Here is a 23,000-nt window from a genome sequence, read left to right on the forward strand (position 1 = left end):
CGTGTGTGACCTTAATCTCCTAATTTGCGCAGTATTTCACATACTTTTGTTAATAAACTGTTTTCAATCATGTTCTTTGTTAACTCATAAGCAATTGCTAAATCTTAATATTGCAATTAGGCGATATCTCCGTTTTATTTCTCTGGTTAATTTTTGACAATAGGTATTATCGATGCGTCTCTTATTGGTTGAAGATCATCCTGAATTATCACATTGGTTGCAGAAAGCATTGAATAATTCTGGATTTGTAGTTGATCTGGCGGAAGATGGCATGGTGGCAGATCAACTGCTGCAAACTGAAAATTATGCCCTGTTAATTTTGGATGTGACTTTACCCAGAATGGATGGGATCACCTTATTATCACGTCTGCGCAAGCGTGGTCAAAACTTACCCGTACTGTTATTGACTGCTAAAACAGAGGTGACAGATCGTGTGAAAGGATTGAATTCTGGTGCTGATGATTACTTGACCAAGCCTTTTGATTTTCAGGAATTGGAAGCCCGTATTCGCGCATTGTTGCGTCGTAGTTCAACGCTACCACAAGAGGTACAGGAATTCGGCTCATTATCTTATGAAGGTGAAGGGTATTTCGTATTGAATCATGTCCCTCTGGCACTGACTCCCAGAGAATTATCTGTTTTAACCACACTATTTTATCGTCGGGGACGTCCGGTCTCTAAACAGCAACTGTTTGAGCAGGTATTTTCTCTATCGGACGAAGCGAATCCACAAAGTATAGAGCTGTATGTTCATCGGCTGCGGAAAAAATTACTCAATAGTGATGTCGAGATTAAAACATTACGTGGGTTGGGGTATCGGTTGGAGCGGCTGACATAATGAATTATCTGAAAATACCGCAATCGTTATTCCACCAACTGCTGCTATTCTTTGGTGTACCGCTACTGTTATTGGGCTGTGCTTCTGTCTATAGCCAGTATGTCAGTGTGAAAAATGCAGCCATGTTAGCTTATGACAGAACACTGCTTGCATCAGCAAGAACGGTTGCTGAACGGCTGGCTGTTCGGGATCAGAACTTGATCGTCAATGTACCTTATGTTGTCTTGGATAGTTTTGAGCGCAATACGAATGATCGCCTGTACTATCAGGTTATATCGCCGGAAGGAAACACGATTTCCGGTTATGATGATCTGCCTCGGATACCACAATATACCCAACGCTCTTCCCTGTATACGGCACTGGCCTATTTTTATGATGCGGAATATCAGGGACAACCCATACGTGTTGTGGGGCTATACCAGCCTGTCAATGAAGACAATATCATGGGGATGGCATTGATATTGGTGGCAGAAACCGTTATTTCTCGACAAGATATGGCGAATCAATTGTTATTTTCTTCGTTGGTTAACCAAGGCGCGGTTGTATTCTTGACATTGCTCCTTGCGTATATCCTGCTCAAACGTTTGCTTAAACCGTTGCGAAAACTTTCAGGCATTATGAGCCGCCGTCCGGCTAACGACCTGACATCCTTACCAAATATTTTACCGTGGTCTGAACTCTCACCTCTGCTTCAATCAATTAACCGATATATCGAAAGATTGAAATTAATGGTTGGACGCCAGGCGCGATTCAGCGCAGATGCTTCTCATCAACTGAGGACACCGTTAGCGGTATTGAAAACACAAGTTGTGGTAGCGCGTAGTGATCAAGATCCAAAGCAGCGGGATAATACACTGGCAGCGATTGATAAGAGTTTGGATAACATGATCTTGCTGACGGATCGCTTATTGCAACTTTCACAGCTTAAGTTACATGAAAAAGAAGCAATACAAAATTATCAGCCAGTTAATATCGTGGCGTTGTTGCAGCAGGCCTGTTTTTCCCGCTTACAGCAAGCAGAAAGTAAACATATTGACTTGGGTTATGAAGGAGAAGAGACTTTGTGGATCAAAGGAGATCCCCTGTTGTTAGCTGAAATGTGCGCCAACTTACTGGACAATGCCATTAAATATACCCCCCAGTCGGGTATGGTCACGGGAAGGGTGCGTATAATGCCAGATAAAGAATACGGTTGTCTTGAGGTTGATGATTCAGGATCGGGCATTGCCCAAGAGGATATTCGTCAATCAATGATGGCGTTTAACCGCCTGGACAACGCGGCAGGGCTGGAGGGGGCAGGATTGGGGCTGACTATCGTTAAAGAAATCTGCTGTTATCACAATACCACTCTCCAGCTTTTACCCAGTGAAGCGTTGGGGGGATTACTGGTGCGAATTGTATTCAGGCTTCCTGCGGGTGAGCGGGATGCGTAGTTGTTGTGCAAGTATCACACCAGCCAGAACAATACCTCCCCCAATTAAATGATAACTGTGCATTTCTTCATGGAGAGCCACGATAGCAATGATGGCGGTAAATACGGGCGCCAGATTCATAAAAATAGAAGTCATATTTGCGCCAATACGAATGACACCCTGTATCCACAAATAGGGTGCAAGAATGGATGCGGGAATGCCGGCAAACAGAACAAGAGAAATATTATCGGCCGTTAACTGAATATCATCTGTCATCATGAAATTGGGTAAAAGCAATAAAGCACCAAATCCAATTTGTACATAAAGTGATTGCCAGTTAGGTAATGGAATTGCCCAGCGTTTGGTTAAAACCCCATATAAGGCATAAGAAGCGGCTGCAATAAACATCATCACTTCACCAATACCCAGACCTTGTTGCAATAGGGAAAATGGCTCCCCTTTGCTGACCAGCCACACAAGGCCAAATAGAGACAGCACAGTGCCGAGGGTGATACCAACAGTAGGGGTAACCCGTAAGGCAAAAATACTGATAATGACGGTTAATAATGGTATCAATGAAGTGAAAATACCAATGAGTGTCGCACTGACGGTATGGGCTGCGTAGTATGCCAGACTTTGGTTAAGCACCATACCCAGAGAACCAAGAATCAATAACTTCCACCAATATTGCGCAACGATTTTCCGCTGTTTAAGGATTGGCAATAAGATAAAAGGTGTTAATGCCAGAAAAGCAATAAACCATCGGTAGAAAGCAATAGCAGCAGGTTCAATAAGAGTGGCAGCCGCTTTACTAACAACGGCATTAATTGACCAGATCAGCACAGCGATGAGGGGAAACAATAAGTTCTTCATTAAGCGAGATTATTTATATAAGTGTATCGTTTAGCTAGTTTAGCAATGACGGGTTTATTATATATACTGATAATCAGACAACAGATATGGCAATTAAGACAAGATACATTCCCATTGTTATTTTATGGGTAAAAGATGGCGGGAGCAAAAATGATAGAGCTGATAGGGGCAAATCAGGCAGCGTTTCAGCCAATGATGCCAGATATACTCTCTTTTCGTGATGAAGCATTGCATGCTGATACTGAATGTCGGTTACATACACATCATTTTGGGCAATTAATTTATGTCGTTTGTGGGGTAATGGAAACGCAGGTAGGCAAACAACGTTTTTTGGCTCCACCGGAATTTTGTATCTGGATACCGGAAAATACCGCCCATTCGAGTTATAACCGGAAGGCATTGCGATTTTGGATAATCGACATTTCTCCACAATGGACAAATACCTTACCGCAGCAGCCTTGTATTATCCGATTGAGTGGCATCTTCAATACTATTATGGCGGATTTTTTTGAGCGGCAGATCCGGCAGCCGGAAACAGAAAGGGATCGGCGCTTGGCACGAGTGTTAATTGATCAATTGGAATTATCACCAAGGCAATGTACTTATTTACCTTGTTCAAAAGACAAATTGCTCGCACCAATATTACAGATGCTGGAACGTAACCCAGCGGATAATACCTCTTTAGCCGAGTGGGCCAAAAAGCGTTATACCTCAGAGAGAACTTTATCGCGGCGTTGTCAGCAGGAATTGGGGATGTCATTTAGCGAATGGCGGCAGCGGCTGCGTTTTTTGCATTCCATATCCTTATTAGAACAGGGGAAAAGTATTCACGAAATCGCATTTGATGTGGGGTATAGCTCATCATCGGCTTTTATTGCTATGTTTCAACAGATTGCGGGCACAACGCCAGAACGTTTCAGAAAAGGCTAAGGGCATATAGGTTTTACGTGGATAAAATGGCAGAATAGTGGATCACGCCCATTTAAGCCATTGGATGAGAAAAGTGAAAATCTTAGTTGATGAAAATATGCCTTATGCTGAGCAACTCTTTCAGCAATTAGGTGAGGTGCAGGCAATTCCTGGGCGCCCAGTGCCTGAGGGAATTTTGGAACATGCTGATGCCTTTATGGTTCGATCTGTCACTAAAGTCAATGAGTCTTTATTGCAAGGCAGTTCGGTGAAATTTATCGGGACTGCCACTGCGGGCATGGATCATGTTGATCAGCAATGGTTATCTCAGGCAGGGATTGGTTTTTCCGCCGCGCCTGGATGCAACGCCATTGCCGTGGTTGAGTATGTATTTTCGGCATTGATGCTATTGGCTGAACAAGATCAATTTCAGCTTAAAGATAAAACTGTCGGCATTGTCGGTGTTGGCAATGTCGGAGGGCGATTAGCTGATCGACTGGCAGCTTTGGGCGTGAAGACGTTATTATGTGATCCCCCCGTGCAGATCGTGGTGATGAGGGAGCATTCTGGCCTTTAGAAAAATTGGTGCAAGAAGCGGATATTCTGACTTTTCATACACCTCTTAATCACTCTGGTCCCTACCAGACTTATCATTTGGCTGATGCAGAATTACTTTCTTCATTACCGGACAACCGTATTTTGATTAATGCCAGCCGTGGTGAGGTGGTTGATAATCAAGCATTACTTTTCGCGCTGCAAAATGGGAAAAAGTTACGTGTAGTGCTTGATGTTTGGGAACCAGAGCCTAACCTTTCGCTGCCCCTGTTAGCTTTGGTTGATATTGCGACTCCACATATTGCTGGCTATACCTTGGAAGGCAAAGCACGGGGTACAACTCAGGTTTTTGAGGCCTATTGTAAATTCTTGGGGCAACCTTGTAAGACGGAGTTGGCTGATCTGTTGCCAACGCCAGATTTCAGTCAGGTCACAGTGCGGGGGGAAGTGACACAAAGTCTCCTCAAGCGTTTAATGCATTTAGTGTATGATGTACGCCGTGATGATGCTCCCTTACGTCAGGTTGCGGATCAGGAAGGTGCTTTTGATCGATTACGCAAATACTATCCGGAACGTCGGGAATGGTCTTCCCTGACCGTGCATTGTGACTCAGAAGAGAGTGCTCAATTACTGTCCAGAATTGGGTTTAATGCAAAAGTGATTTAATACAGGCAGGGCTTCTTGCCTGTCAGCAAAATAAAAGAAGTGGAGAAAACCAACATGTCAGAAGGTTGGAATATTGCGCTTTTGGGTGCAACGGGCGCAGTAGGTGAAGCGATATTGGCGTTATTACAGGAACGTCAATTTCCGGTTGGTGAACTGCATCTTCTTGCCAGTGAACAAAGTATTGGAAAGATCCAGCGTTTTAACGGAAAAAACATCACGGTTCGTGATGCGGCAGAATTTGACTGGTCACAGGTACAACTTGCTTTTTTTGCCGCGACGATGGAAATAACTGCTCAACATATTGAAAAGGCAACAGAATCTGGTTGTCTGGTGATTGATAGCAGCGGCTTGTTTGCAGCCGAGCCAGATGTGCCTTTGGTTGTTCCTGGCGTTAATCCATACGCATTGGCTGAATACCGTAACCGTAACATCATTGCGGTGGCAGATAGTTCAACGAGCCAGGTTTTGACTGCCATTAAGCCATTGATCGATACGGCTGGCATTGCCCGTTTACATTTGACCAATATATTGCCAGTTTCTGTTCATGGCAAAGCAGCCATCGATGATTTGGCAGGGCAGAGTGCGTGTTTATTGAATGGCATTCCACCGGATGAAGGCTACTTTAGCAAACAATTGGCTTTCAATTTATTGCCTTTATTGCCTGACGCAGAAGGTGTGGTGCGCGAAGAGCGTCGTATTGTCGATCAAATTCGCCGAGTATTGCAGGATGACGGATTGCCAGTTTCCGTAAACTGTGTCCAATCTTCTGTTTTCTATGGCATTGCCCAAATGGTGAATTTGGAGACATTGCGTCCGGTTGGGATAGAAGAAGCCTGTAGTGAATTTGAACGCCTTGAAGATATTCAGGTTTCAGAAGAGGGGGATTATCCGACTCAGGTCACTGATGCTTCGGGTAGTGATAGCTTGAGCATAGGCTGTCTGCGTAATGACTATGGTATGCCAGAGATGCTGCAATTCTGGTCAGTTGCCGATAACATCCGTTTTGGTGGTGCTTTGATGGCGGTTGAAATTGCAGAGAAACTGGTACAGGAGCAATTTTACTGATGTCTGATACAGAGCTGAGTCAGTCTGTGCCAGAAGCAAAAAAAATGAAAATTGCACTGGGGATTGAATATGACGGCAGTCGATATTATGGTTGGCAGCGTCAGCAAGAAGTGAAAAGCGTGCAGGAATGTCTGGAAAAAGCGCTGTCAAAAGTAGCGAATGAGCCGATTTCAGTTTTTTGTGCGGGCAGAACGGATGCAGGAGTACACGCGACTGGGCAGGTCGTGCATTTTGAAACCTTAGCCCAACGTAAAGATGCTGCATGGACAATGGGGGTAAATACCCACTTGCCACCGGATATTGCAGTACGTTGGGTTAAAACGGTGGATGATGAATTCCATGCCCGCTTTAGTGCAACCGCTCGCCGTTATCGCTATGTGATTTTTAACCATCGCTATCGTCCGGCGGTATTGGCGCATGGCGTCACGCATTTTCATTATCCATTGGATGAGAAAAAAATGCATGAAGCTGCACAGAGCCTGTTAGGGGAAAATGATTTTACTTCTTTCAGGGCAGTGCAGTGCCAGTCCAATTCACCGTGGCGCAATATGATGCATATTAACGTTAGTCGGTACGGGCATTATATTGTTGTGGACATTAAGGCAAATGCTTTCGTTCATCATATGGTGCGCAATATCGTTGGCAGCTTGCTGGAGATTGGTTGTGGTAATCAGGATATTGGCTGGATGGCGGAATTATTGGCACTAAAAGACCGGACAAAAGCGGCAGCAACAGCGAAAGCTGAAGGTTTATATTTAGTTGCTGTGGATTATCCAGAGCGTTTTGATTTACCTGAAACCATTATGGGTCCCCTGTTTTTGGGAAATGATTAATTTCTGGCAAATAATTTAATCTGGCATTTTCGAATAATGACAAGGATGTTTGACCATAACGAGGAATACTATGGAGTTTTTGACTCATTTTGTTGATTTTGCGAAATTCATTGTCGATTTTATTTTACACATTGATGTTCATTTAGCTGAGTTAGTCGCTAACTATGGTAATTGGGTTTACGGCATTCTGTTTCTGATTATATTTTGTGAAACAGGTCTGGTCGTTACGCCATTCTTACCGGGAGATTCTTTGTTATTTGTGGCTGGTGCACTCTCTGCGTTAGATTCTAATGATCTTAATGTCCATATTATGGTGGCTTTGATGATCACAGCCGCGATTATTGGTGATGCTATAAATTATACTATTGGCAGAATTTTTGGTGAGAAATTATTTTCTAATCCAAATTCCAAAATTTTTCGCCGCAGTTATTTAGATAAAACTCATGAGTTTTACGAAAAACATGGTGGAAAAGCAATAATCCTGGCTCGGTTTGTGCCAATTATTAGAACGTTTGCACCGTTTGTTGCAGGAATGGGGAAAATGTCTTACCGTCACTTTGCTGCTTATAATGTAATCGGTGCATTTATCTGGGTGCTATTGTTCACTTATGCGGGTTATTTATTTGGTGATATGCCAGTTATACAGAAAAATCTGAAATTATTGATTGTTGCAATTATTTTTATTTCTATTTTGCCAGGCATCATAGAAATTTGGCGTCATCGTCGCGTGGCATCGAAAAAAGCAACAGGCAGTGCAGTAGATAAATAGAAGATAGATAAATCGATAACCGTAAACAGGTTTGAGCAGTTTTTTATCCACACTGCAATAGCATTGTGGTTTAATGACACGTAAAACAAAAGCTGGCAGCAGCCAGATTCAGACGGAAAGGTTCATTAATGAGCTGGATTGAAAAGATTCTAAACAAAAGCAAAATCATACAAACTCGTAAGGCAAGCATACCTGAAGGAGTTTGGACAAAATGCGACAGTTGCAGTCAAGTACTTTATCGTGCTGAATTAGAGCGTAACCTTGAAGTGTGTCCGAAATGTGACCACCATATGCGCATTTCAGCCCGTAAGAGATTGCATGCATTTTTGGATGAGGGTACTGGCACAGAATTAGGCAGTGAGCTGGAACCTAAAGATATCCTGAAATTCCGCGATACCAAAAAATATAAAGATCGCTTAGCAGCAGCCCAGAAGCAGACGCAAGAAAAAGATGCACTCATTGCCATGAAAGGTAAGTTGCATGATATGCCAGTTGTGGCTGGTGCCTTTGAGTTCAATTTTATGGGTGGCTCAATGGGTTCTGTTGTTGGTGCCCGTTTTGTGCGTGCCGTAGAACAGGCTCTGGAAGACAACTGCCCATTTGTCTGTTTTACTTCCAGTGGCGGGGCACGTATGCAGGAAGCGTTGATGTCACTGATGCAGATGGCAAAAACCAGTGCTGCACTGGCAAAAATGCAACATCGCGGTTTGCCTTATATCTGTGTGTTGACCAACCCAACAATGGGTGGGGTAACCGCAAGTATGGGTATGCTTGGCGATATCAATATTGCTGAACCTAAGGCATTAATTGGTTTTGCTGGTCCTCGTGTCATAGAGCAAACTGTACGTGAAAAATTACCGGAAGGTTTCCAGCGCAGTGAATTCCTGCTGGAGAAAGGTGCGATTGATATGATTGTACGTCGTCCAGACATGCGCGATAAAGTTGCCAGCCTGCTTGCCATGTTGACCCACAAACCCCATCCGGGCACAAAAGCAGAGCCAGCAGACGCAATCATTGTTGATTCTGCTGATGTCGAAGTTGATATAAACATCAATCCTGATAAAGAAGATGTCTGATATTTCACAAATTCCTCAAGCCACGTCGCCACTGATGACGTGGCTTTCCTATCTGGGAAACCTGCATACCAAAGCCATTGATATGGGTCTTGAGCGTGTGGGTAAGCTAGGTCGTCAGTTAGGCTTATTGGATCCGGCACCAAAAGTTATCACGGTGTCAGGCACCAATGGCAAGGGAACCACTTGCCATACCCTGGAATCTATTTTTCTGGCCGCCAAACTTAAAGTCGGCGTGTACAGTTCCCCACATTTAGTACGCTACACCGAAAGGGTACGTATTCAGGGAAAGGAGCCTACGGAACAAGATTTCTGTCGTGTCTTTGCAGCGATTGAAGCTCAACGTGGTGATATCTCATTAACTTATTTTGAGTATGGGACGTTGGCCGCATTACAGCTTTTTAAAGAAGCGGATCTTGACGTTGTGATTTTGGAAGTTGGGCTGGGTGGACGTTTGGATGCTACCAATATTGTTGATGCTGATATTGCCGCCATCACCAGTATTGCTCTGGATCATACGGATTGGTTGGGTGCCGATCGCGAACACATTGGTCGTGAAAAAGCGGGTATTTTCCGCCGTGGGCACTTTGCGGTGGTGGGTGAACATGATATGCCCCACTCAATTGCTGAAGTTGCGGATGAGTTGGGCGCGAAGCTTTTTCGTCGTGGCGTTGATTGGCATTTCTCACAGAATGAAAATAGCTGGAACTGGCTAAGCGGTAATCAGCAATTTAATGAATTACCTTTACCTAATTTGCCGTTGGCAAATGCTGCGACTGCAATGGGGGTGATTCATTGTTTGTTGCAGCAGGATGACAAAGTCAGCCGAGCCATTGATGAACAAGTAATCTGTTCAGGGCTGAGGAATGCGCAATTACCTGGGCGTTTCCAAATTATCAGGGAAAATCCGTTGGTCATTTTGGATGTGGCTCATAATCCACATGCTGCGGGCTATCTAGTGCAAAAACTGGCAGAGCTGCCTCGTTCACCAGACAGTAAAATTCGTGGTGTGGTTGGCATGTTGGGAGATAAAGACATTGCAGGTACGCTCGCTTGCCTTTCTCAACAGATTGATGAGTGGTACTGTGCATCATTGCATGAATTGAGGGGCGCGGAAGCTGAAATATTGTCAGGGCATCTTGTGCAAGCCCGAACATTCCCCGAAGTGAAAATAGCATGGCAACAGGCCGTGGAAGACGCATCAGTACAAGATATCATCGTGGTTTGTGGTTCTTTCCACACCGTCGCGCATGTGATGGAAGTACTGGAGGAGGACAAGGAAAGTGGCTAGTAAATTTCAAAATCGTTTGGTTGGAACCATCGTTCTTGTCGCATTGGGTGTGATTGTCCTGCCTATGATTTTTGATGGCGATAAGAAATATAACGAAGATCAATTTGCTGCAATCCCTTTGGTGCCAAAACCTGGTGATGAAGAAGATATTGATTCAATTCCACCATTGACACAAAACATGCCATCTACACCGCCCGAAGGTGCTGCACAAGCAATGCAATCACAGGAGCAAGAGCCAGATATAGACATGCTGTCCCGGCCATCGCTTTCAGAGCCAATGACAGCACCTCCTGTCACTCAAAATCCTAAGGCAGCGGTGAAATCTGAGTCATCTCCTCAACAGAAAGCGGAAACTAAGCCACAGGTTAAAGCTGAACCTCGCTTTGAAAGCGAGCCAGAAACTAAACCAAAGCCAACAGAACAGCCCCCTCAGGCTACGGCATATGTTGTTCAGCTTGGTGCATTAAAAAATTCGGATAAAGTTGGTGAGATAGTGGCCAGACTGCGTCTTTCTGGGCATCAGGTATATACAGTTCCTTCTTTTCCTGTACAGGGACAATTAACCCGAATTTATGTAGGGCCGAATGCATCAAGGCAGACACTGGAATCTGTTTTGCCTGAATTGAAGGAACTTACGGGATTACAAGGGCAGATCAAAAACTATAAGCCATAAATAATTCGATTGACTTTTATGGGAAGTGGAGATCTGTAAGGGTTAATTTTCAGTAGAGTGATAAATCTGCTACGCAAACGTTTTCGTTTTCTGTTAGAATGCGCCCGACCTGAATGTCGGGAGCCTGTTTTTGGATTAAAATATGGTCTGGATTGATTATACGATTATTGCCATCATTGGTTTCTCGGCACTGGTTAGCTTGATTCGTGGTTTTGTTCGCGAAGCGCTCTCCCTGATAACATGGGGCTGTGCTTTCTTTGTTGCAAGCCACTTCTATACTTATCTGGCGGCCTATTTTACCCGTCTTGAGGATGAACTGGTGCGTAATGGGGTAGCGATTGCTATCCTGTTTATTGCAACATTGATTGTTGGCGCGGTAGTAAACTATGTCATTGGTTCACTTGTTCAGCGAACGGGCCTGTCAGGTACTGATCGGGTTTTGGGGATCTGTTTTGGCGCTTTGCGTGGTGTCTTGGTAGTCTCTGCTATTTTGTTTCTTGCGGACTCTTTCACGCCACTGCCCAAAAGTCAGGATTGGCAACAATCACAACTGATCCCTCAGTTTAGTCAAATTATCAGGTGGTTTTTTGACTACCTACAAAGTGCGTCGAGTTTCCTGCCGGAGAGATAACGCTCTCCGCTTGGCTGATGAGGAAAGGCTACATGTGCGGTATTGTCGGTATCGTCGGTTTTACACCGGTTAACCAGTCGATTTATGATGCATTGACGGTGCTTCAGCACCGTGGACAAGATGCAGCAGGTATTGCAACGATTGATGGTAACAATGGGTTTCGTTTACGTAAGGCTAATGGTTTGGTCAAGGATGTGTTTGAGACACGGCACATGTTACGTTTACAGGGAACCATCGGAATTGGGCATGTCCGTTATCCTACAGCGGGTAGTTCCAGTGCATCTGAAGCGCAGCCCTTTTATGTGAATTCTCCTTTTGGTATCACGTTGGCACATAACGGCAATCTGACAAACGCACATGAATTGAAAAAAATGCTGTTTGAAAATGCCCGCCGTCATGTCAACACCACCTCAGATTCCGAAATTCTATTGAATATTTTTGCCAATGAATTAGCCCAATTTCCCCATTTCCCATTAGAGCCTGATGATGTTTTCTCAGCAGTCTCAAAAATGCACAAAAAAATTCGTGGAGCTTACGCTTGTGTTGCCATGATTATTGGGCATGGAATAGTGGCTTTTCGTGATCCACATGGCATTCGCCCTCTGGTGTTGGGAAAGAAAACACTGAAAGATGGTCGCAATGAATACATGGTGGCATCGGAAAGTGTAGCGCTGGATACATTGGGTTTTGAATTCTTGCGTGATGTGGCTTCTGGGGAAGCGATTTATATCACTGAGAATGGGCAACTGTTTACGCGCCAGTGCGCAGAAAACCCGTCATTAACCCCTTGTTTGTTCGAATTTGTCTATTTCGCTCGCCCTGATTCCTTTATTGACAAGATTTCAGTATATAACGCCCGATTACGGATGGGACGGAAATTGGGGGAAAAAATTGCCCGTGAGTGGGAAGACTTACATATTGATGTCGTTATTCCCGTACCGGAAACCTCTTGTGATATCGCCCTGGAAATTGCTCATATTCTGGATAAGCCCTATCGTCAGGGATTTGTCAAAAACCGTTATGTAGGACGTACCTTTATCATGCCTGGTCAGCAGGAGCGACGTAAATCAGTTCGTCGTAAACTGAATGCTAATCGTGCTGAATTCAGGGGTAAAAATGTCTTGTTGGTGGATGATTCCATTGTGCGTGGAACCACGTCTGAACAGATTGTTGAACTGGCGCGTGAAGCGGGAGCCAAAAAAGTCTACTTTGCTTCGGCGGCACCAGAAGTCCGCTTCCCGAATGTTTATGGTATTGATATGCCGAATGCCAATGAACTGATTGCCCACGGTCGGGAAGTGGATGAAATTCGTCAGATCATTGGTGCTGATGCGCTGATATACCAAAACCTTCATGATCTTGTCCAGGCTGTCAGGGAAGAAAACCCTGACATTGAAAAATTTGAATGCTCCGTATTCGATGGTATCTATGTCACGAAAGATATTGACCAGTGTTACCTCGACTATTTGGAAAACTTGCGTAGAGACGATGCGATGAAAGTGCGTGGACAGGGCGAAATAGAGGATCTGGAAATATATAATGAAGGATAATATTGTTATTATCATGCAGTTATAGCCAGAATTCCAGAGGAAAACATGAAGAAATTGATTGTCGGGCTGACCGGAGCGAGTGGTGCAATTTATGGTGTCAGGTTGCTGCAAGTTTTGCAGCCATTAGAAGACATTGAAACGCATTTAGTGATCAGCCAATCAGCTCGGCAGACTTTGGCATTGGAGACGGACTATACGTTGAGAGATGTACAGGCTTTGGCTGATGTTGTACATGACAACCGTGATATTGCCGCATCCATTTCCTCTGGCTCTTTTAAGACATTGGGTATGGTAATTTTGCCTTGCTCCATAAAAACCTTATCAGGCATTGTGCATAGTTACACTGACGGCTTAATTACCCGTGCCGCAGATGTGGTTTTGAAAGAGGATCGTAAGTTAGTGCTGGGAGTAAGAGAAACCCCTTTGCACTTGGGGCACTTGAGGTTAATGGTACAGGCAGCAGAAATTGGGGCGGTGATCATGCCGCCTGTTCCCGCATTTTATCATCGCCCTGAACATATTCAGGATATTATTGACCAGACGGTTAACCGTGTGCTTGATCAATTCGATATTGACTTGCCAGAAGATCTGTTTAGCCGTTGGCAGGGCGCTAAGCCCATTGAGAATGGCATTTAAGTTGAATCAATATGCTGTTGTGAATGAACTACAACAGCATATTGTTTATGACCTTATTATTCAGGATATACCAGATTAAAAAGCATTATCTTTCTCCTTAATTACATCTTGCAAGGCTTCTTCCAGTTGAAAATAACGGAAACCAAATCCAGCTTCTTCCAGCCTTTTAGGAATGGCTTGTTGACCACCTAAGACTAACTCTGCGGCTTCTCCCATCATTGCTTTTAACAAAAATGCAGGTATGCGTATAAAAGCAGGGCGATGTAATATCGTTGCGAGTGTGGCACTAAACAGTTCATTATGAACCGGATAAGGAGATGTCATATTGAAGGGACCCTGTAGCTCAGGTGATACCAGCAGGTAATAGATACCATTGACCATGTCATCAATGTGTATCCACGGCATATACTGCTTGCCATTGCCGATTGCTCCCCCTAAACCCAACCGGAATAGTGGCAGCATTTTTTGCAACGCCCCTCCTTTGGGCGCTAATACAATGCCGGTACGTAACAAGCATACACGGGTTTTATCACTTTGAGCCTGTAGGGCAAGCTGCTCCCAACGTTCACAAAGCTGATGAGCAAATTCATTATGGGGAAGATCGTTTTCGGTAACGATTGATTGTCCCTGATCGCCATAATAGCCAACGGCTGAACCGGAAATAAATACTGATGGCGGGGATTCACTGGCCTTGATTAGCTTGCTTAATTGTTCAGTGAGTTGCCAGCGGCTTTGGCAAAGTCTCTCTTTTTGTTTCGGTGTCCATCGCTTATTAACAATCGGTTCGCCGGCAAGGTTAATAACAGCATCAAAGCCGTTGAGATTGTACTGGTCATTGAGTGTTATCCAACATTCAACGCGATCAGAAAACAGCGAATACACCTTTTGTGGTGAACGACTCAAAACGGTGATGGAGTGGGAGAGCGAAAGTAGCTGGAAGATTAAATGATGACCAATCAACCCGGTTCCCCCCGTAATGAAGATACGCATAGCCACCCCCTGTAACAAAAGATAATCGTGTATTGATTATAACAAGACTATAACAAGGGATAGCTAAGCGATAGCGAAATATGCTGCTGTCTGTTAACAATATCAAGTTTTGTGGTGAAAAATTTCACTATTAACTGAATTCATTACAGGTATTTGAGTTAAGCCTCTTTATAGGCAGCTTGTGTTGCAGGACGTTGACTGATCTTATCCAGCCATTTTGCAACCGCCGGATAATCCTGCAAATCGATTTTTTGGTGTTCATAACATTTTGCCCACGGATAAGTGGCAATATCCGCGATACTGTATTCGCTTCCACCGAGATAAGCCGTTTTTTCCAGTTGAGTATTTAGCACCTTATATAAACGTTTTGATTCTTCCACATAGCGATTAATGGCATAGGGTACAACTTCTGGCGCATAGTGATTGAAATGGTGATTTTGACCGAGCATTGGGCCAAAGCCAGCCACCTGCCAAAACAGCCACTGCAATTGTTCGGTACGTTCACGCAACTCTTTACTTAATAGCTGGCCTGTTTTGTTTGCCAGATAAAGTAAAATGGCGCCGGATTCGAAGATGGAAATGGGTTCCCCTTCACCGCTGGGTTGATGATCAACAATAGCCGGAATCTTGTTATTGGGGGCAATAGCAAGAAATTCAGGTTTAAACTGTTCGCCAGTGCTGATATTAATAGGATGGAGGGTGTAAGGAATACCGACTTCTTCGAGAAAAAGAGTGATTTTATAGCCATTTGGGGTTGGAGCATAGTATAGATCTATCATATAACCTCCAGTAATCATAACTTTCTGAAAAATGTGTCGATGTTACCTTACCATCGATTATCTGTAACATGTTATAAATTTACGGCGAAAAATGACATCCAACTCATCGATAAAAGGTTTTTTATGATGGTGCAAGAAAAATCAGCAAATATTGAATGGATTGACATCGTCAATGAAGACAATGAAGTGATTGCGCAATCGACTCGTCAGCAGATGAGAGCGCAGAACTTGAGGCATCGTGCGACTTATATTGTCGTGCATGACGGTATGGGCAAAATTTTGGTTCAGCATCGTACAGAAACGAAAGACTTTTATCCGGGAAAATTGGATGCAACGGCAGGTGGAGTTGTTACGATGGGAGAAACTTTGCTTGAGGCTGCGCGTAGGGAAGCAGAAGAGGAATTGGGGATTGCAGGGGTTCCTTTTGCCGAGCATGGCATGTTTTATTATGAAGAGAAGACTTGTCGCATATGGGGGGGATTGTTCAGTTGTGTTAGTCATGGGCCATTTGCATTGCAGGAAGAAGAAGTTGCCGCAGTTTACTGGTTAACGCCAGAAGAAATTACAGCCCGTTGTGATGAGTTCACGCAGGATTCCCTCAAAGCACTCGCCTTATGGTTGGCGCGTAACAATCAAGTGGAATAGTTTATCAGGGGGATGTTTATTTACAAAACATACCCCCTGTTCTATTGCATGCTTTGTTATTTTATGAAAATTAATAAATATCTAATTTGGCATTTCACTTTTATTAATTAAATTCTTGCAGGAAGAATTTAAAATGATAACCATCTACTTTTTCAAACCGTATATGGGGTGGTTTGGTTGTATCATAAGTAACAATATCAAGGCCGTGCTCATCATGTTGAAAATAGACGGCTCCTTGAGTAACTGGAATATTCTTCTGATCAAAAACGACAACAAATGTCACATACTGTAGACCATCTTTAGGAATTAAGCCGACTATTTCATAGTCTCCATTTGAATAGCAATCTACGGGGTTGGGAATTTTATAGGTTTGGATATGAGCTCTGAATATTTGATCAACACCTGATTCGTTAATCAATTTTACTGCAAGTAAATCACGGTTTGCGGGTGATACAATAAACTTTGATAATCCTTGAATATCGCTGATGTCTGGTTGGCTTGTATCCCACTCACGGTAAATTTGTCCTGCTTGACTATCATTACCATGTCGCCAGGCGAACACGATCGAATTTGTTCCAATTTCAACGGAACGAAACTTATCATTTAATGATGTACCAATTAAATTAACTTCCTGACCATTTTCTGAATATGCATAAGTATCCCCGCTATAATTTTTTTCAGTATAAAATATAGCACCATGAATTAATTTATTTTTAGACATAATAGCTTTTTCCTTATGTTTGATAACTGAGGTGAATAACTAGAATAAAGGGGTGGGTTTATATGTCAAGGTGAAGGGAACTCTTATATTGAACCTGGTATTTAAAAATTATTCATTTGATCTTATATTCTTTTCTATTAATAAATAATACCCTTCAAATTTGTAATATTTATTTTTATTCTGTTCTTATCGTTTTGCCCTTTTATCACCCTTTAATATTCGATTTTATTGTACGGATGATTATGAGGTTTATGACCCTCTTCCAGAAGAGTGTCATCTGACGGGAAAGACGTTCACTCAACGCATTTACTCCAAGATCCCCTTTATTGCCTACCCCGCCTGCCAGAATATATGGATCTACCCACTTCGACGGATTATGCACATACCCGTACGGATTTGTTCCCCCCACCGCTCTGGGCTAAGTTAAGATGTCCGCCTGTCAGCAAAGTTGAAATGGCTGTCATTATTTCAGAAATTGTTTATTCCTTTATCATGATTATTTTTTCTTTACATTCATAAGTGTTTGTTTAAGCTGTATATATCTCGTTAACTGACTATGGTCGTAAGGTATGCGTGTTCGGTGTTCAGCTCGGTTACTTATCATCAATTCCTTCAGGCAAGTCTTATTGTTTCGTTTTGTTCATACAAGTGATGCTTTGGCAGGTAAGTCACACTGGGCTACGCCCGGCGGTGGTGTTGAGCACGGTGAATCTTTTGAACAAGCGGCCATCAGAGAACTGAAAGAAGAAACAGGTATTATTAGGGATAATGTTGGGAAATATGTTGCACAAAGAACTTTTGAAATGATGCTTCCCAGTGGCGAAACTGTTCTGGCAAAAGAGCGTTTTTTTGTAGTCTTTTCCAATGAAGAAGAAATCCACACTCATGGATGGACTGATAACGAAAAGTCCGTTATCAGTCGCCACTATTGGTGGGGGCTTGATGAGCTTCTTAAGACTCAGGATATAATATATCCTAATGATATTATTAGATTAATATCTATGTCTTTTGAGGATTAGCTCCAAATATTTCACCTGAACGAGCCTGTGAGGCGGTCATGCTCCCAATGATTAGATATTGGGATAAACTTCCTGCTTTTTATTCTGGGTGAGATATGGCTAAAGTTGATGTGGTTTGTCGTTATTGTCATAAAACAGACGAGGTTAAAGGGCACGGAAAAGGACGTACTGGGCATCCCCGCTATCACTGCTATGTGTAGTGCCCGTGATCGTGATTTTGCTCACCCCATCCGGTAATCGTGATAAAAAATCTACCGAAAATAATAAGGAATGGGTAATTAAAAACCAAATAAAATCAAGTGGAAGAAAAAGAGAGTTGTACAATCAAAGAGTAAAAAGTTAAAAACATTGGCGTTGTAAAATAAATTTTTGGGAAATTCACTATGAGTGCATTATGCTGAATTATTTTATGACAAAATCGAGGGTGTTTTTATAACGTAATGAGTTATAAATGAAAAAGTAGCTATGATTTTTAGAAAAACCATGATCATTTCTATTTTGTGAAATTATTCACAAAAAAGAGCCATGCATTCAATTTGTTGATGGTTGTCGATAACTGCTATTTTTTCGGAGAAATTAAATAAATATAATTGTGATAAAAATTACTGGTAATATAAATGATAACTATGCGTAACTAAATGAGTGAATGATTTGAACGATTTTGAGGAACACTGTTTCTTCAGAAATCACCTCCCTTTTAAGGGGGAGGGGGATTGCATAAGTATAGTACAAAGGGGATTAGGTTGGGTTCACCCTCAGGCACTAAAAATGGATGGATTAATATTAACAATTTGATTTTAAACAAAATTATTTTTATTGGGGTAAAAATTACTAATTGCAAATACAGTTTTTAACTTGTTGGCATAACTTATAATCATTATTTTTGAATAATTATTGAACAACAATGCTCCCTTTCCACTATTCTCAATTCCATACCTCTTTTTATTTATTTTTTTATGCATAAATGATGCATAAACTGAAAATAAATGCATTTTTATAAATTGTGAAAAACATCATAAAGTAAATCAAATGTGATTTTGTTGTGTTGACTTTGTTAAATCTCAAAGGGATTATGAAGTCAATTCATGATCAAAAAAGATCAAAAATAACCTCTCAATAGTTCATTGGGAATTTATCGAAACAATGAATTGGTAACTTAAATAAGACCAATTATTAAATATTAAATTTAATAATATATAAAATAACCCTTATTTTTATGCCTTAATCAATTGAGGAAAAACAAATGTTGAACACGATTCAAAGAACTTGGTTTGACCAGTATATGGTTCCCTGTTTTTCACCGGCAAATTTTATCCCTGTTGCGGCTAAAGGCTCGCGGGTCTGGGATCAAAATAATAAAGAGTACATTGACTTTACGGGTGGAATTGCGGTGAATTCACTTGGACATGCTAATGATGAATTAAAACATGCATTAAATCTTCAAATGGAAAAGCTATGGCATATTGGTAATGGCTATACAAATGAACCCGTTTTAAAACTGGCGAAATTGCTGGTTGAAAATACATTTGCAGATAAAGTTTTTTTCTGTAACTCAGGAGCAGAAGCGAATGAAGCGGCATTAAAAATTGCCAGAAAATATGCGCTGGATAAATATGGAAATCATAAGAACGAAATTATTTCGTTTGAAAACTCCTTCCACGGTAGAACATTATTTACGGTAACTGTCGGTGGACAACCCAAATATTCTCAAGATTTTGCTCCACTGCCGCAACAAATTACTCACCTGCCATTTAACGATATTGATGCTATTAAAGCCCATATATCAGAAAAAACCTGTGCCGTCATTATTGAGCCGATCATTGGTGAAGGGGGAGTGATCCCTGCTGAACCTGCATTTTTGAAAGCATTGCGGGCGTTATGTGATCAACATCAGGCGTTGCTGATTTTTGACGAAATTCAAACAGGTATCGGTCGGACGGGATATTTGTATGCCTACGAGGAAATTGGTGTAGTGCCGGATATCTTGACCAGTGCCAAAGGTCTTGGTGGTGGGTTCCCGATTGGCGCCATGTTGGTCAGGCAACATATCGCAGAAGCTTTCCAGCCAGGGTCACACGGCACAACATTTGGCGGCAATCCGCTGGCGGCAGCCGTTGCTAACAAAGTTGTCGAGTTGGTGAACCAACCGGCATTTCTTACAGGGGTGCAAGAGCGTCATCATGAATTTATGCAACGGATGTCCGAGCTTAATCAACGTTATCAGGTATTCAGTGAGTTGCGTGGCAAAGGATTATTGCTAGGTGCAGAGCTGGCTGAAAAATATCAGGGCAAGGCGAAAACTCTGACTAATATCGCGGTGGAAGAAGGATTGATTGCCTTGATAGCTGGTCCCAATGTGTTGCGTTTTGCTCCTGCGTTAAATATCGAACAGCAGGATATCAATGACGGTTTCAGCCGCCTTGAAAGCGCTCTCAAGCGATTTGTTCAGGAATAAAGCCCGATTTGAGGTGATATCATGATGCTATTTAGATCCGTTCAATATGAAGATTTAGAGGATATTCTCAATCTTTCGTCCCGTGCAGGAATTGGCCTGACGACATTACCCAATAATCAGGAATATCTGACGGCACGGATTTCACGCAGTATTGATTCTTTCAACGATGCAAAGGGACGAGCACAACAAGGATTTTTATTCACCTTGGAAGACACGGAAAAGCATCGTGTTGTGGGGGTCAGTGCACTGGAAGTTGCTGTTGGGCTGGAGGAGCCTTTCTACAATTTTCGCGTACATCGTTCAGTGCGGGCTTCCCGCGAATTGGGCGTCTATAACACATTTGAAACGCTGATTGTTGGGCAGGATTACACCGGATGCAGTGAATTGTGTACGTTATTCCTTGAGCCAGATTATCAGGGGGGAGGCAATGGCGTTTTTCTTTCCAGAAGCCGTTTTCTGTTTATTTCCGCCTTCCGGCATCTCTTCCCGAAACGCATTTTTGCGGAAATGCGTGGTGTTGTGAATCAACAGGGGGAATCGCCATTTTGGGATGCCCTTGGGAAACATTTCTTCAATGTTCCCTTTGCGGAAGCTGATTACTTGACCGGTATTGGCTCTAAAACGTTTATTGCAGAATTAATGCCATTTCATCCGATTTATGTGCCTTTGTTGCCGGAAGAAGCACGCCAGACTATTGGGCAAGTGCATGAAAATACGCTGCCTGCCCGCGCTATTTTGGAAAAAGAGGGATTTGTCTATCACGATGCGGTCGATATTTTTGATGCGGGTGCCATCCTGGATGCTGAGATTGATAATGTACGTACCATCAAAGCCAGTCGGCTAGTGCATGTTAAGAGAAACGACCAAATTTCCCGATCACTGGGTGGCGTACAATGTATCGTTTCTAACCTGAGTTTTCAGGCGTTTAAAGCACTCCTTCTGGCTGTTTCTGAGCCGCTGGATAGTGATGAATTGCTGCTTACTTCCGCAGAAATGGAGGCATTGCATGTGGATGATGGCGATCCGGTACGCTTCGTTTCTCTTTTCTCTTAGCTGTTCACAATTAACTGTTTTCACAATTAAAGGCTTTGTCATTAAGAGCTATTGCAATTGAGGAGCTTCGCAATGAATCATCAAGCAAATTACATTGGCGGTGAGTGGATAGCAGGGCAAGATCTGCCTGTCGTTAAATACTCTCCTATAGATCAGAGGGTTTTATGGCAAGCAAAAGGCGCTTCTACCCATCAGGTGGATGAGGCTTGCCGATCTGCCCGTAAAGCATTTCCGGCATGGTCTGGATTGGCAGTTGAAAAACGGATCGCGATTATTCAGATATTTGCTGATTTACTGGCGCAAGAAAAAGAAACAATTGCACAAGTGATCAGTGAGGAAACCAGTAAGCCTTTGTGGGAAACACGGACAGAAGTCCAATCTATGATAGGTAAGATCGCTATTTCGATTGAAGCATGGGAACAGCGGACGGGGTATTCCGAAACATCGATGCCAGACGGGAAAGCGATATTACAGCATCGTCCTCATGGTGTGATGGCTGTTTTTGGTCCTTATAATTTTCCGGGGCATTTACCGAATGGGCATATTGTCCCTGCGCTAATTGCCGGTAACACATTGGTGTTCAAGCCTAGTGAGCTGACACCAATGACGGCGGAGAAAACGGTAGAGCTGTGGATTAAGGCGGGATTGCCTGTAGGTGTGCTGAATTTAGTTCAAGGCGGGAAAGAAACTGGCGGCACTTTACTGAATAATCATGAAATTGATGGCGTGCTGTTTACCGGCAGTGCGGCAACAGGGTTCCACTTCCATCGTATATTGGCAGGTCAGCCAGAAAAAATGCTGGCTTTGGAGATGGGGGGCAACAATGCCCTGATTGTGGACGATTATGATGATATTAACGCTGCGGTCTACACCATTATCCAATCGGCATTTATTTCCGCAGGACAGCGTTGTACTTGTGCCCGCAGATTGCTGGTGAAGCAGGGAGAGAAGGGAGATGCGTTGATCAAGCGGCTAGTTGATGCCGCAGGCCAGATTGTGCCAGGCCATTGGAATGCTGATCCTCAGCCTTTTATCGGCGGGGTAATCTCTTTAGCGGCAGCGGAAAGTTTGCTGGAAGCCCAAACTAAGTTATTAGCTTTAGGGGGGAGATCTTTGCTCACCTTAACCCAGACTGATCCGAACTCGACGTTTATGACACCCGGCATCATTGATCTCACCAATGCCAAAGATATTCCTGATGAAGAATATTTTGGGCCTCTGCTAATGGTGAAGCGTTATACCACTTTTGAAGAAGCCACCTCGATGGCAAATGATACCCGATTTGGGCTGGCAACTGGGCTGATTTCTCCTGATGCCAGCCTGTTTGAGAGGCTACTGAAAGAGGCAAGAGCAGGGATCGTGAATTGGAATAAACCACTGACAGGCGCATCCAGTAAGGCACCGTTTGGTGGTATTGGGGCATCCGGTAATCATCGTCCCAGCGCTTATTATGCAGCGGATTATTGTGCCTGGCCGATGGCTTCCCTGACTACTGAAAGTCTGGTTTTGCCTGAAACGCCTGCACCAGGGCTTAATTTTTTCATCAATCAATAGGATGGCAGAG

At 43.1% G+C, this 23,000-nt stretch carries 21 protein-coding genes and 3 pseudogenes; 20 read left to right on the forward strand and 4 right to left on the reverse strand.

The genetic code is table 11. The features are described 5' to 3' along the window. Positions 1-172: 172 nt before the first annotated feature. The gene (tctD, locus tag Xish_RS14065; protein WP_099118364.1) at positions 173-838 is read left to right on the forward strand and encodes a transcriptional regulator TctD; all 666 of its coding nucleotides are present in this window, start codon (positions 173-175) and stop codon (positions 836-838) included. Then, positions 838-2,271: a sensor histidine kinase gene (locus Xish_RS14070; protein ID WP_099118365.1), complete on the forward strand. Its 1,434-nt coding sequence runs from the start codon at positions 838-840 to the stop codon at positions 2,269-2,271. Before tctD ends, Xish_RS14070 begins: the two co-directional genes overlap by 1 nt. Here the strand turns inward: Xish_RS14070 and Xish_RS14075 are convergent. Then, a complete protein-coding gene (locus Xish_RS14075) occupies positions 2,221-3,123 on the reverse strand; it encodes a DMT family transporter (RefSeq protein ID WP_099118366.1) in 903 nt (300 codons plus the stop codon). The genes Xish_RS14070 and Xish_RS14075 overlap by 51 nt on opposite strands. A 150-nt stretch (positions 3,124-3,273) precedes the next feature. Between Xish_RS14075 and Xish_RS14080 the strand changes: the two genes are divergently transcribed. From Xish_RS14080 to Xish_RS14130, 11 genes and pseudogenes are all read left to right on the forward strand, one after another. Further along, the gene (locus Xish_RS14080; protein ID WP_099118772.1) at positions 3,274-4,053 is read left to right on the forward strand and encodes an AraC family transcriptional regulator; all 780 of its coding nucleotides are present in this window, start codon (positions 3,274-3,276) and stop codon (positions 4,051-4,053) included. A 73-nt stretch (positions 4,054-4,126) separates the two neighbouring features. Beyond that, positions 4,127-5,253: pseudogene (pdxB, locus tag Xish_RS19215) on the forward strand (4-phosphoerythronate dehydrogenase PdxB). A 54-nt stretch (positions 5,254-5,307) separates the two neighbouring features. After that, positions 5,308-6,318: an aspartate-semialdehyde dehydrogenase gene (locus Xish_RS14090; protein ID WP_099118367.1), complete on the forward strand. Its 1,011-nt coding sequence runs from the start codon at positions 5,308-5,310 to the stop codon at positions 6,316-6,318. Continuing rightward, positions 6,318-7,151 carry a tRNA pseudouridine(38-40) synthase TruA gene (gene truA / locus Xish_RS14095; protein ID WP_099118368.1) on the forward strand — a complete coding sequence of 278 codons (834 nt, stop codon included), beginning with the start codon at positions 6,318-6,320 and terminating at the stop codon, positions 7,149-7,151. Before Xish_RS14090 ends, truA begins: the two co-directional genes overlap by 1 nt. Positions 7,152-7,221: 70 nt before the next feature. After that, positions 7,222-7,920, forward strand: coding sequence for a DedA family protein (locus Xish_RS14100; RefSeq protein ID WP_099118369.1), 699 nt, complete (start codon positions 7,222-7,224; stop codon positions 7,918-7,920). Positions 7,921-8,048: 128 nt separating this feature from the next. Continuing rightward, positions 8,049-8,996, forward strand: coding sequence for an acetyl-CoA carboxylase, carboxyltransferase subunit beta (gene accD / locus Xish_RS14105; RefSeq protein ID WP_099118370.1), 948 nt, complete (start codon positions 8,049-8,051; stop codon positions 8,994-8,996). Continuing rightward, positions 8,989-10,284, forward strand: coding sequence for a bifunctional tetrahydrofolate synthase/dihydrofolate synthase (gene folC, locus Xish_RS14110; RefSeq protein ID WP_099118371.1), 1,296 nt, complete (start codon positions 8,989-8,991; stop codon positions 10,282-10,284). The genes accD and folC overlap by 8 nt, the downstream gene beginning before the upstream one ends. Then, entirely contained in the window at positions 10,277-10,957 is a 681-nt protein-coding gene (gene dedD, locus Xish_RS14115; RefSeq protein WP_099118372.1) for a cell division protein DedD, read from the forward strand. Before folC ends, dedD begins: the two co-directional genes overlap by 8 nt. 142 nt (positions 10,958-11,099) lie before the next feature. Continuing rightward, complete coding sequence (cvpA, locus tag Xish_RS14120; protein WP_099118373.1) at positions 11,100-11,588, forward strand: colicin V production protein; 489 nt, start codon at positions 11,100-11,102, stop codon at positions 11,586-11,588. Positions 11,589-11,620: 32 nt separating this feature from the next. Continuing rightward, positions 11,621-13,138 (forward strand): amidophosphoribosyltransferase, encoded by a 1,518-nt coding sequence (gene purF, locus Xish_RS14125; RefSeq protein WP_099118374.1) that lies wholly within the window; start codon positions 11,621-11,623, stop codon positions 13,136-13,138. 45 nt (positions 13,139-13,183) lie between these two features. Then, positions 13,184-13,774, forward strand: coding sequence for a UbiX family flavin prenyltransferase (locus Xish_RS14130; RefSeq protein ID WP_099118375.1), 591 nt, complete (start codon positions 13,184-13,186; stop codon positions 13,772-13,774). Positions 13,775-13,849: 75 nt separating this feature from the next. On the opposite strand, the gene Xish_RS14135 is transcribed toward Xish_RS14130, so the two are convergent. Both Xish_RS14135 and Xish_RS14140 read right to left on the reverse strand, forming a co-directional pair. Further along, positions 13,850-14,764, reverse strand: a complete 915-nt coding sequence (locus Xish_RS14135; RefSeq protein ID WP_099118376.1) for a TIGR01777 family oxidoreductase — start codon at positions 14,762-14,764, stop codon at positions 13,850-13,852. A gap of 158 nt (positions 14,765-14,922) precedes the next feature. Next, positions 14,923-15,543 carry a glutathione binding-like protein gene (locus tag Xish_RS14140; protein ID WP_099118377.1) on the reverse strand — a complete coding sequence of 207 codons (621 nt, stop codon included), beginning with the start codon at positions 15,541-15,543 and terminating at the stop codon, positions 14,923-14,925. Positions 15,544-15,669: 126 nt separating this feature from the next. On the opposite strand from Xish_RS14140, the gene yfcD reads away from it, so the two are divergent. Next, a complete protein-coding gene (gene yfcD, locus Xish_RS14145) occupies positions 15,670-16,188 on the forward strand; it encodes an NUDIX hydrolase YfcD (protein WP_425275037.1) in 519 nt (172 codons plus the stop codon). Positions 16,189-16,291: 103 nt separating this feature from the next. On the opposite strand, the gene Xish_RS14150 is transcribed toward yfcD, so the two are convergent. Continuing rightward, a complete protein-coding gene (locus Xish_RS14150) occupies positions 16,292-16,909 on the reverse strand; it encodes a beta/gamma crystallin domain-containing protein (protein ID WP_099118379.1) in 618 nt (205 codons plus the stop codon). Positions 16,910-17,105: 196 nt separating this feature from the next. Between Xish_RS14150 and Xish_RS19040 the strand changes: the two are divergent. From Xish_RS19040 to astD, 6 genes and pseudogenes are all read left to right on the forward strand, one after another. After that, positions 17,106-17,216 (forward strand): annotated as a pseudogene (locus Xish_RS19040) (IS1 family transposase); the annotation flags it as partial. A 262-nt stretch (positions 17,217-17,478) separates the two neighbouring features. Then, entirely contained in the window at positions 17,479-17,928 is a 450-nt protein-coding gene (locus Xish_RS14160; protein WP_099118380.1) for an NUDIX hydrolase, read from the forward strand. Positions 17,929-18,023: 95 nt separating this feature from the next. Beyond that, a pseudogene (locus Xish_RS14165) lies at positions 18,024-18,122 on the forward strand (IS1 family transposase); the annotation flags it as partial. Between the two features lie 1,049 nt (positions 18,123-19,171). Continuing rightward, positions 19,172-20,383 carry an aspartate aminotransferase family protein gene (locus Xish_RS14170; RefSeq protein WP_099118382.1) on the forward strand — a complete coding sequence of 404 codons (1,212 nt, stop codon included), beginning with the start codon at positions 19,172-19,174 and terminating at the stop codon, positions 20,381-20,383. A 24-nt stretch (positions 20,384-20,407) separates the two neighbouring features. After that, entirely contained in the window at positions 20,408-21,436 is a 1,029-nt protein-coding gene (astA, locus tag Xish_RS14175; protein WP_244186140.1) for an arginine N-succinyltransferase, read from the forward strand. Between the two features lie 72 nt (positions 21,437-21,508). After that, positions 21,509-22,990 carry a succinylglutamate-semialdehyde dehydrogenase gene (gene astD, locus Xish_RS14180; protein WP_099118384.1) on the forward strand — a complete coding sequence of 494 codons (1,482 nt, stop codon included), beginning with the start codon at positions 21,509-21,511 and terminating at the stop codon, positions 22,988-22,990. The last annotated feature ends 10 nt before the right edge of the window (positions 22,991-23,000 follow it).

Origin of the sequence: Xenorhabdus ishibashii (assembly GCF_002632755.1) — a bacterium.
GTDB lineage: Bacteria > Pseudomonadota > Gammaproteobacteria > Enterobacterales > Enterobacteriaceae > Xenorhabdus > Xenorhabdus ishibashii.

What these genes read in the sequence shown, in the direction of transcription:
- astD (WP_099118384.1), top strand. Translation starts at nt 21,509, where the DNA reads ATGAATCATCAAGCAAATTACATTGGCGGTGAGTGGATAGCAGGGCAA.
- Xish_RS14135 (WP_099118376.1), bottom strand. Translation starts at nt 14,764, where the DNA reads ATGCGTATCTTCATTACGGGGGGAACCGGGTTGATTGGTCATCATTTA.
- Xish_RS14075 (WP_099118366.1), bottom strand. Translation starts at nt 3,123, where the DNA reads ATGAAGAACTTATTGTTTCCCCTCATCGCTGTGCTGATCTGGTCAATT.
- astA (WP_244186140.1), top strand. Translation starts at nt 20,408, where the DNA reads ATGCTATTTAGATCCGTTCAATATGAAGATTTAGAGGATATTCTCAAT.
- Xish_RS14160 (WP_099118380.1), top strand. Translation starts at nt 17,479, where the DNA reads ATGCGTGTTCGGTGTTCAGCTCGGTTACTTATCATCAATTCCTTCAGG.
- yfcD (WP_425275037.1), top strand. Translation starts at nt 15,670, where the DNA reads ATGGTGCAAGAAAAATCAGCAAATATTGAATGGATTGACATCGTCAAT.
- Xish_RS14080 (WP_099118772.1), top strand. Translation starts at nt 3,274, where the DNA reads ATGATAGAGCTGATAGGGGCAAATCAGGCAGCGTTTCAGCCAATGATG.
- purF (WP_099118374.1), top strand. Translation starts at nt 11,621, where the DNA reads ATGTGCGGTATTGTCGGTATCGTCGGTTTTACACCGGTTAACCAGTCG.
- Xish_RS14170 (WP_099118382.1), top strand. Translation starts at nt 19,172, where the DNA reads ATGTTGAACACGATTCAAAGAACTTGGTTTGACCAGTATATGGTTCCC.
- cvpA (WP_099118373.1), top strand. Translation starts at nt 11,100, where the DNA reads ATGGTCTGGATTGATTATACGATTATTGCCATCATTGGTTTCTCGGCA.
- Xish_RS14070 (WP_099118365.1), top strand. Translation starts at nt 838, where the DNA reads ATGAATTATCTGAAAATACCGCAATCGTTATTCCACCAACTGCTGCTA.
- Xish_RS14130 (WP_099118375.1), top strand. Translation starts at nt 13,184, where the DNA reads ATGAAGAAATTGATTGTCGGGCTGACCGGAGCGAGTGGTGCAATTTAT.
- folC (WP_099118371.1), top strand. Translation starts at nt 8,989, where the DNA reads ATGTCTGATATTTCACAAATTCCTCAAGCCACGTCGCCACTGATGACG.
- Xish_RS14090 (WP_099118367.1), top strand. Translation starts at nt 5,308, where the DNA reads ATGTCAGAAGGTTGGAATATTGCGCTTTTGGGTGCAACGGGCGCAGTA.
- tctD (WP_099118364.1), top strand. Translation starts at nt 173, where the DNA reads ATGCGTCTCTTATTGGTTGAAGATCATCCTGAATTATCACATTGGTTG.
- Xish_RS14150 (WP_099118379.1), bottom strand. Translation starts at nt 16,909, where the DNA reads ATGTCTAAAAATAAATTAATTCATGGTGCTATATTTTATACTGAAAAA.
- accD (WP_099118370.1), top strand. Translation starts at nt 8,049, where the DNA reads ATGAGCTGGATTGAAAAGATTCTAAACAAAAGCAAAATCATACAAACT.
- truA (WP_099118368.1), top strand. Translation starts at nt 6,318, where the DNA reads ATGTCTGATACAGAGCTGAGTCAGTCTGTGCCAGAAGCAAAAAAAATG.
- Xish_RS14140 (WP_099118377.1), bottom strand. Translation starts at nt 15,543, where the DNA reads ATGATAGATCTATACTATGCTCCAACCCCAAATGGCTATAAAATCACT.
- Xish_RS14100 (WP_099118369.1), top strand. Translation starts at nt 7,222, where the DNA reads ATGGAGTTTTTGACTCATTTTGTTGATTTTGCGAAATTCATTGTCGAT.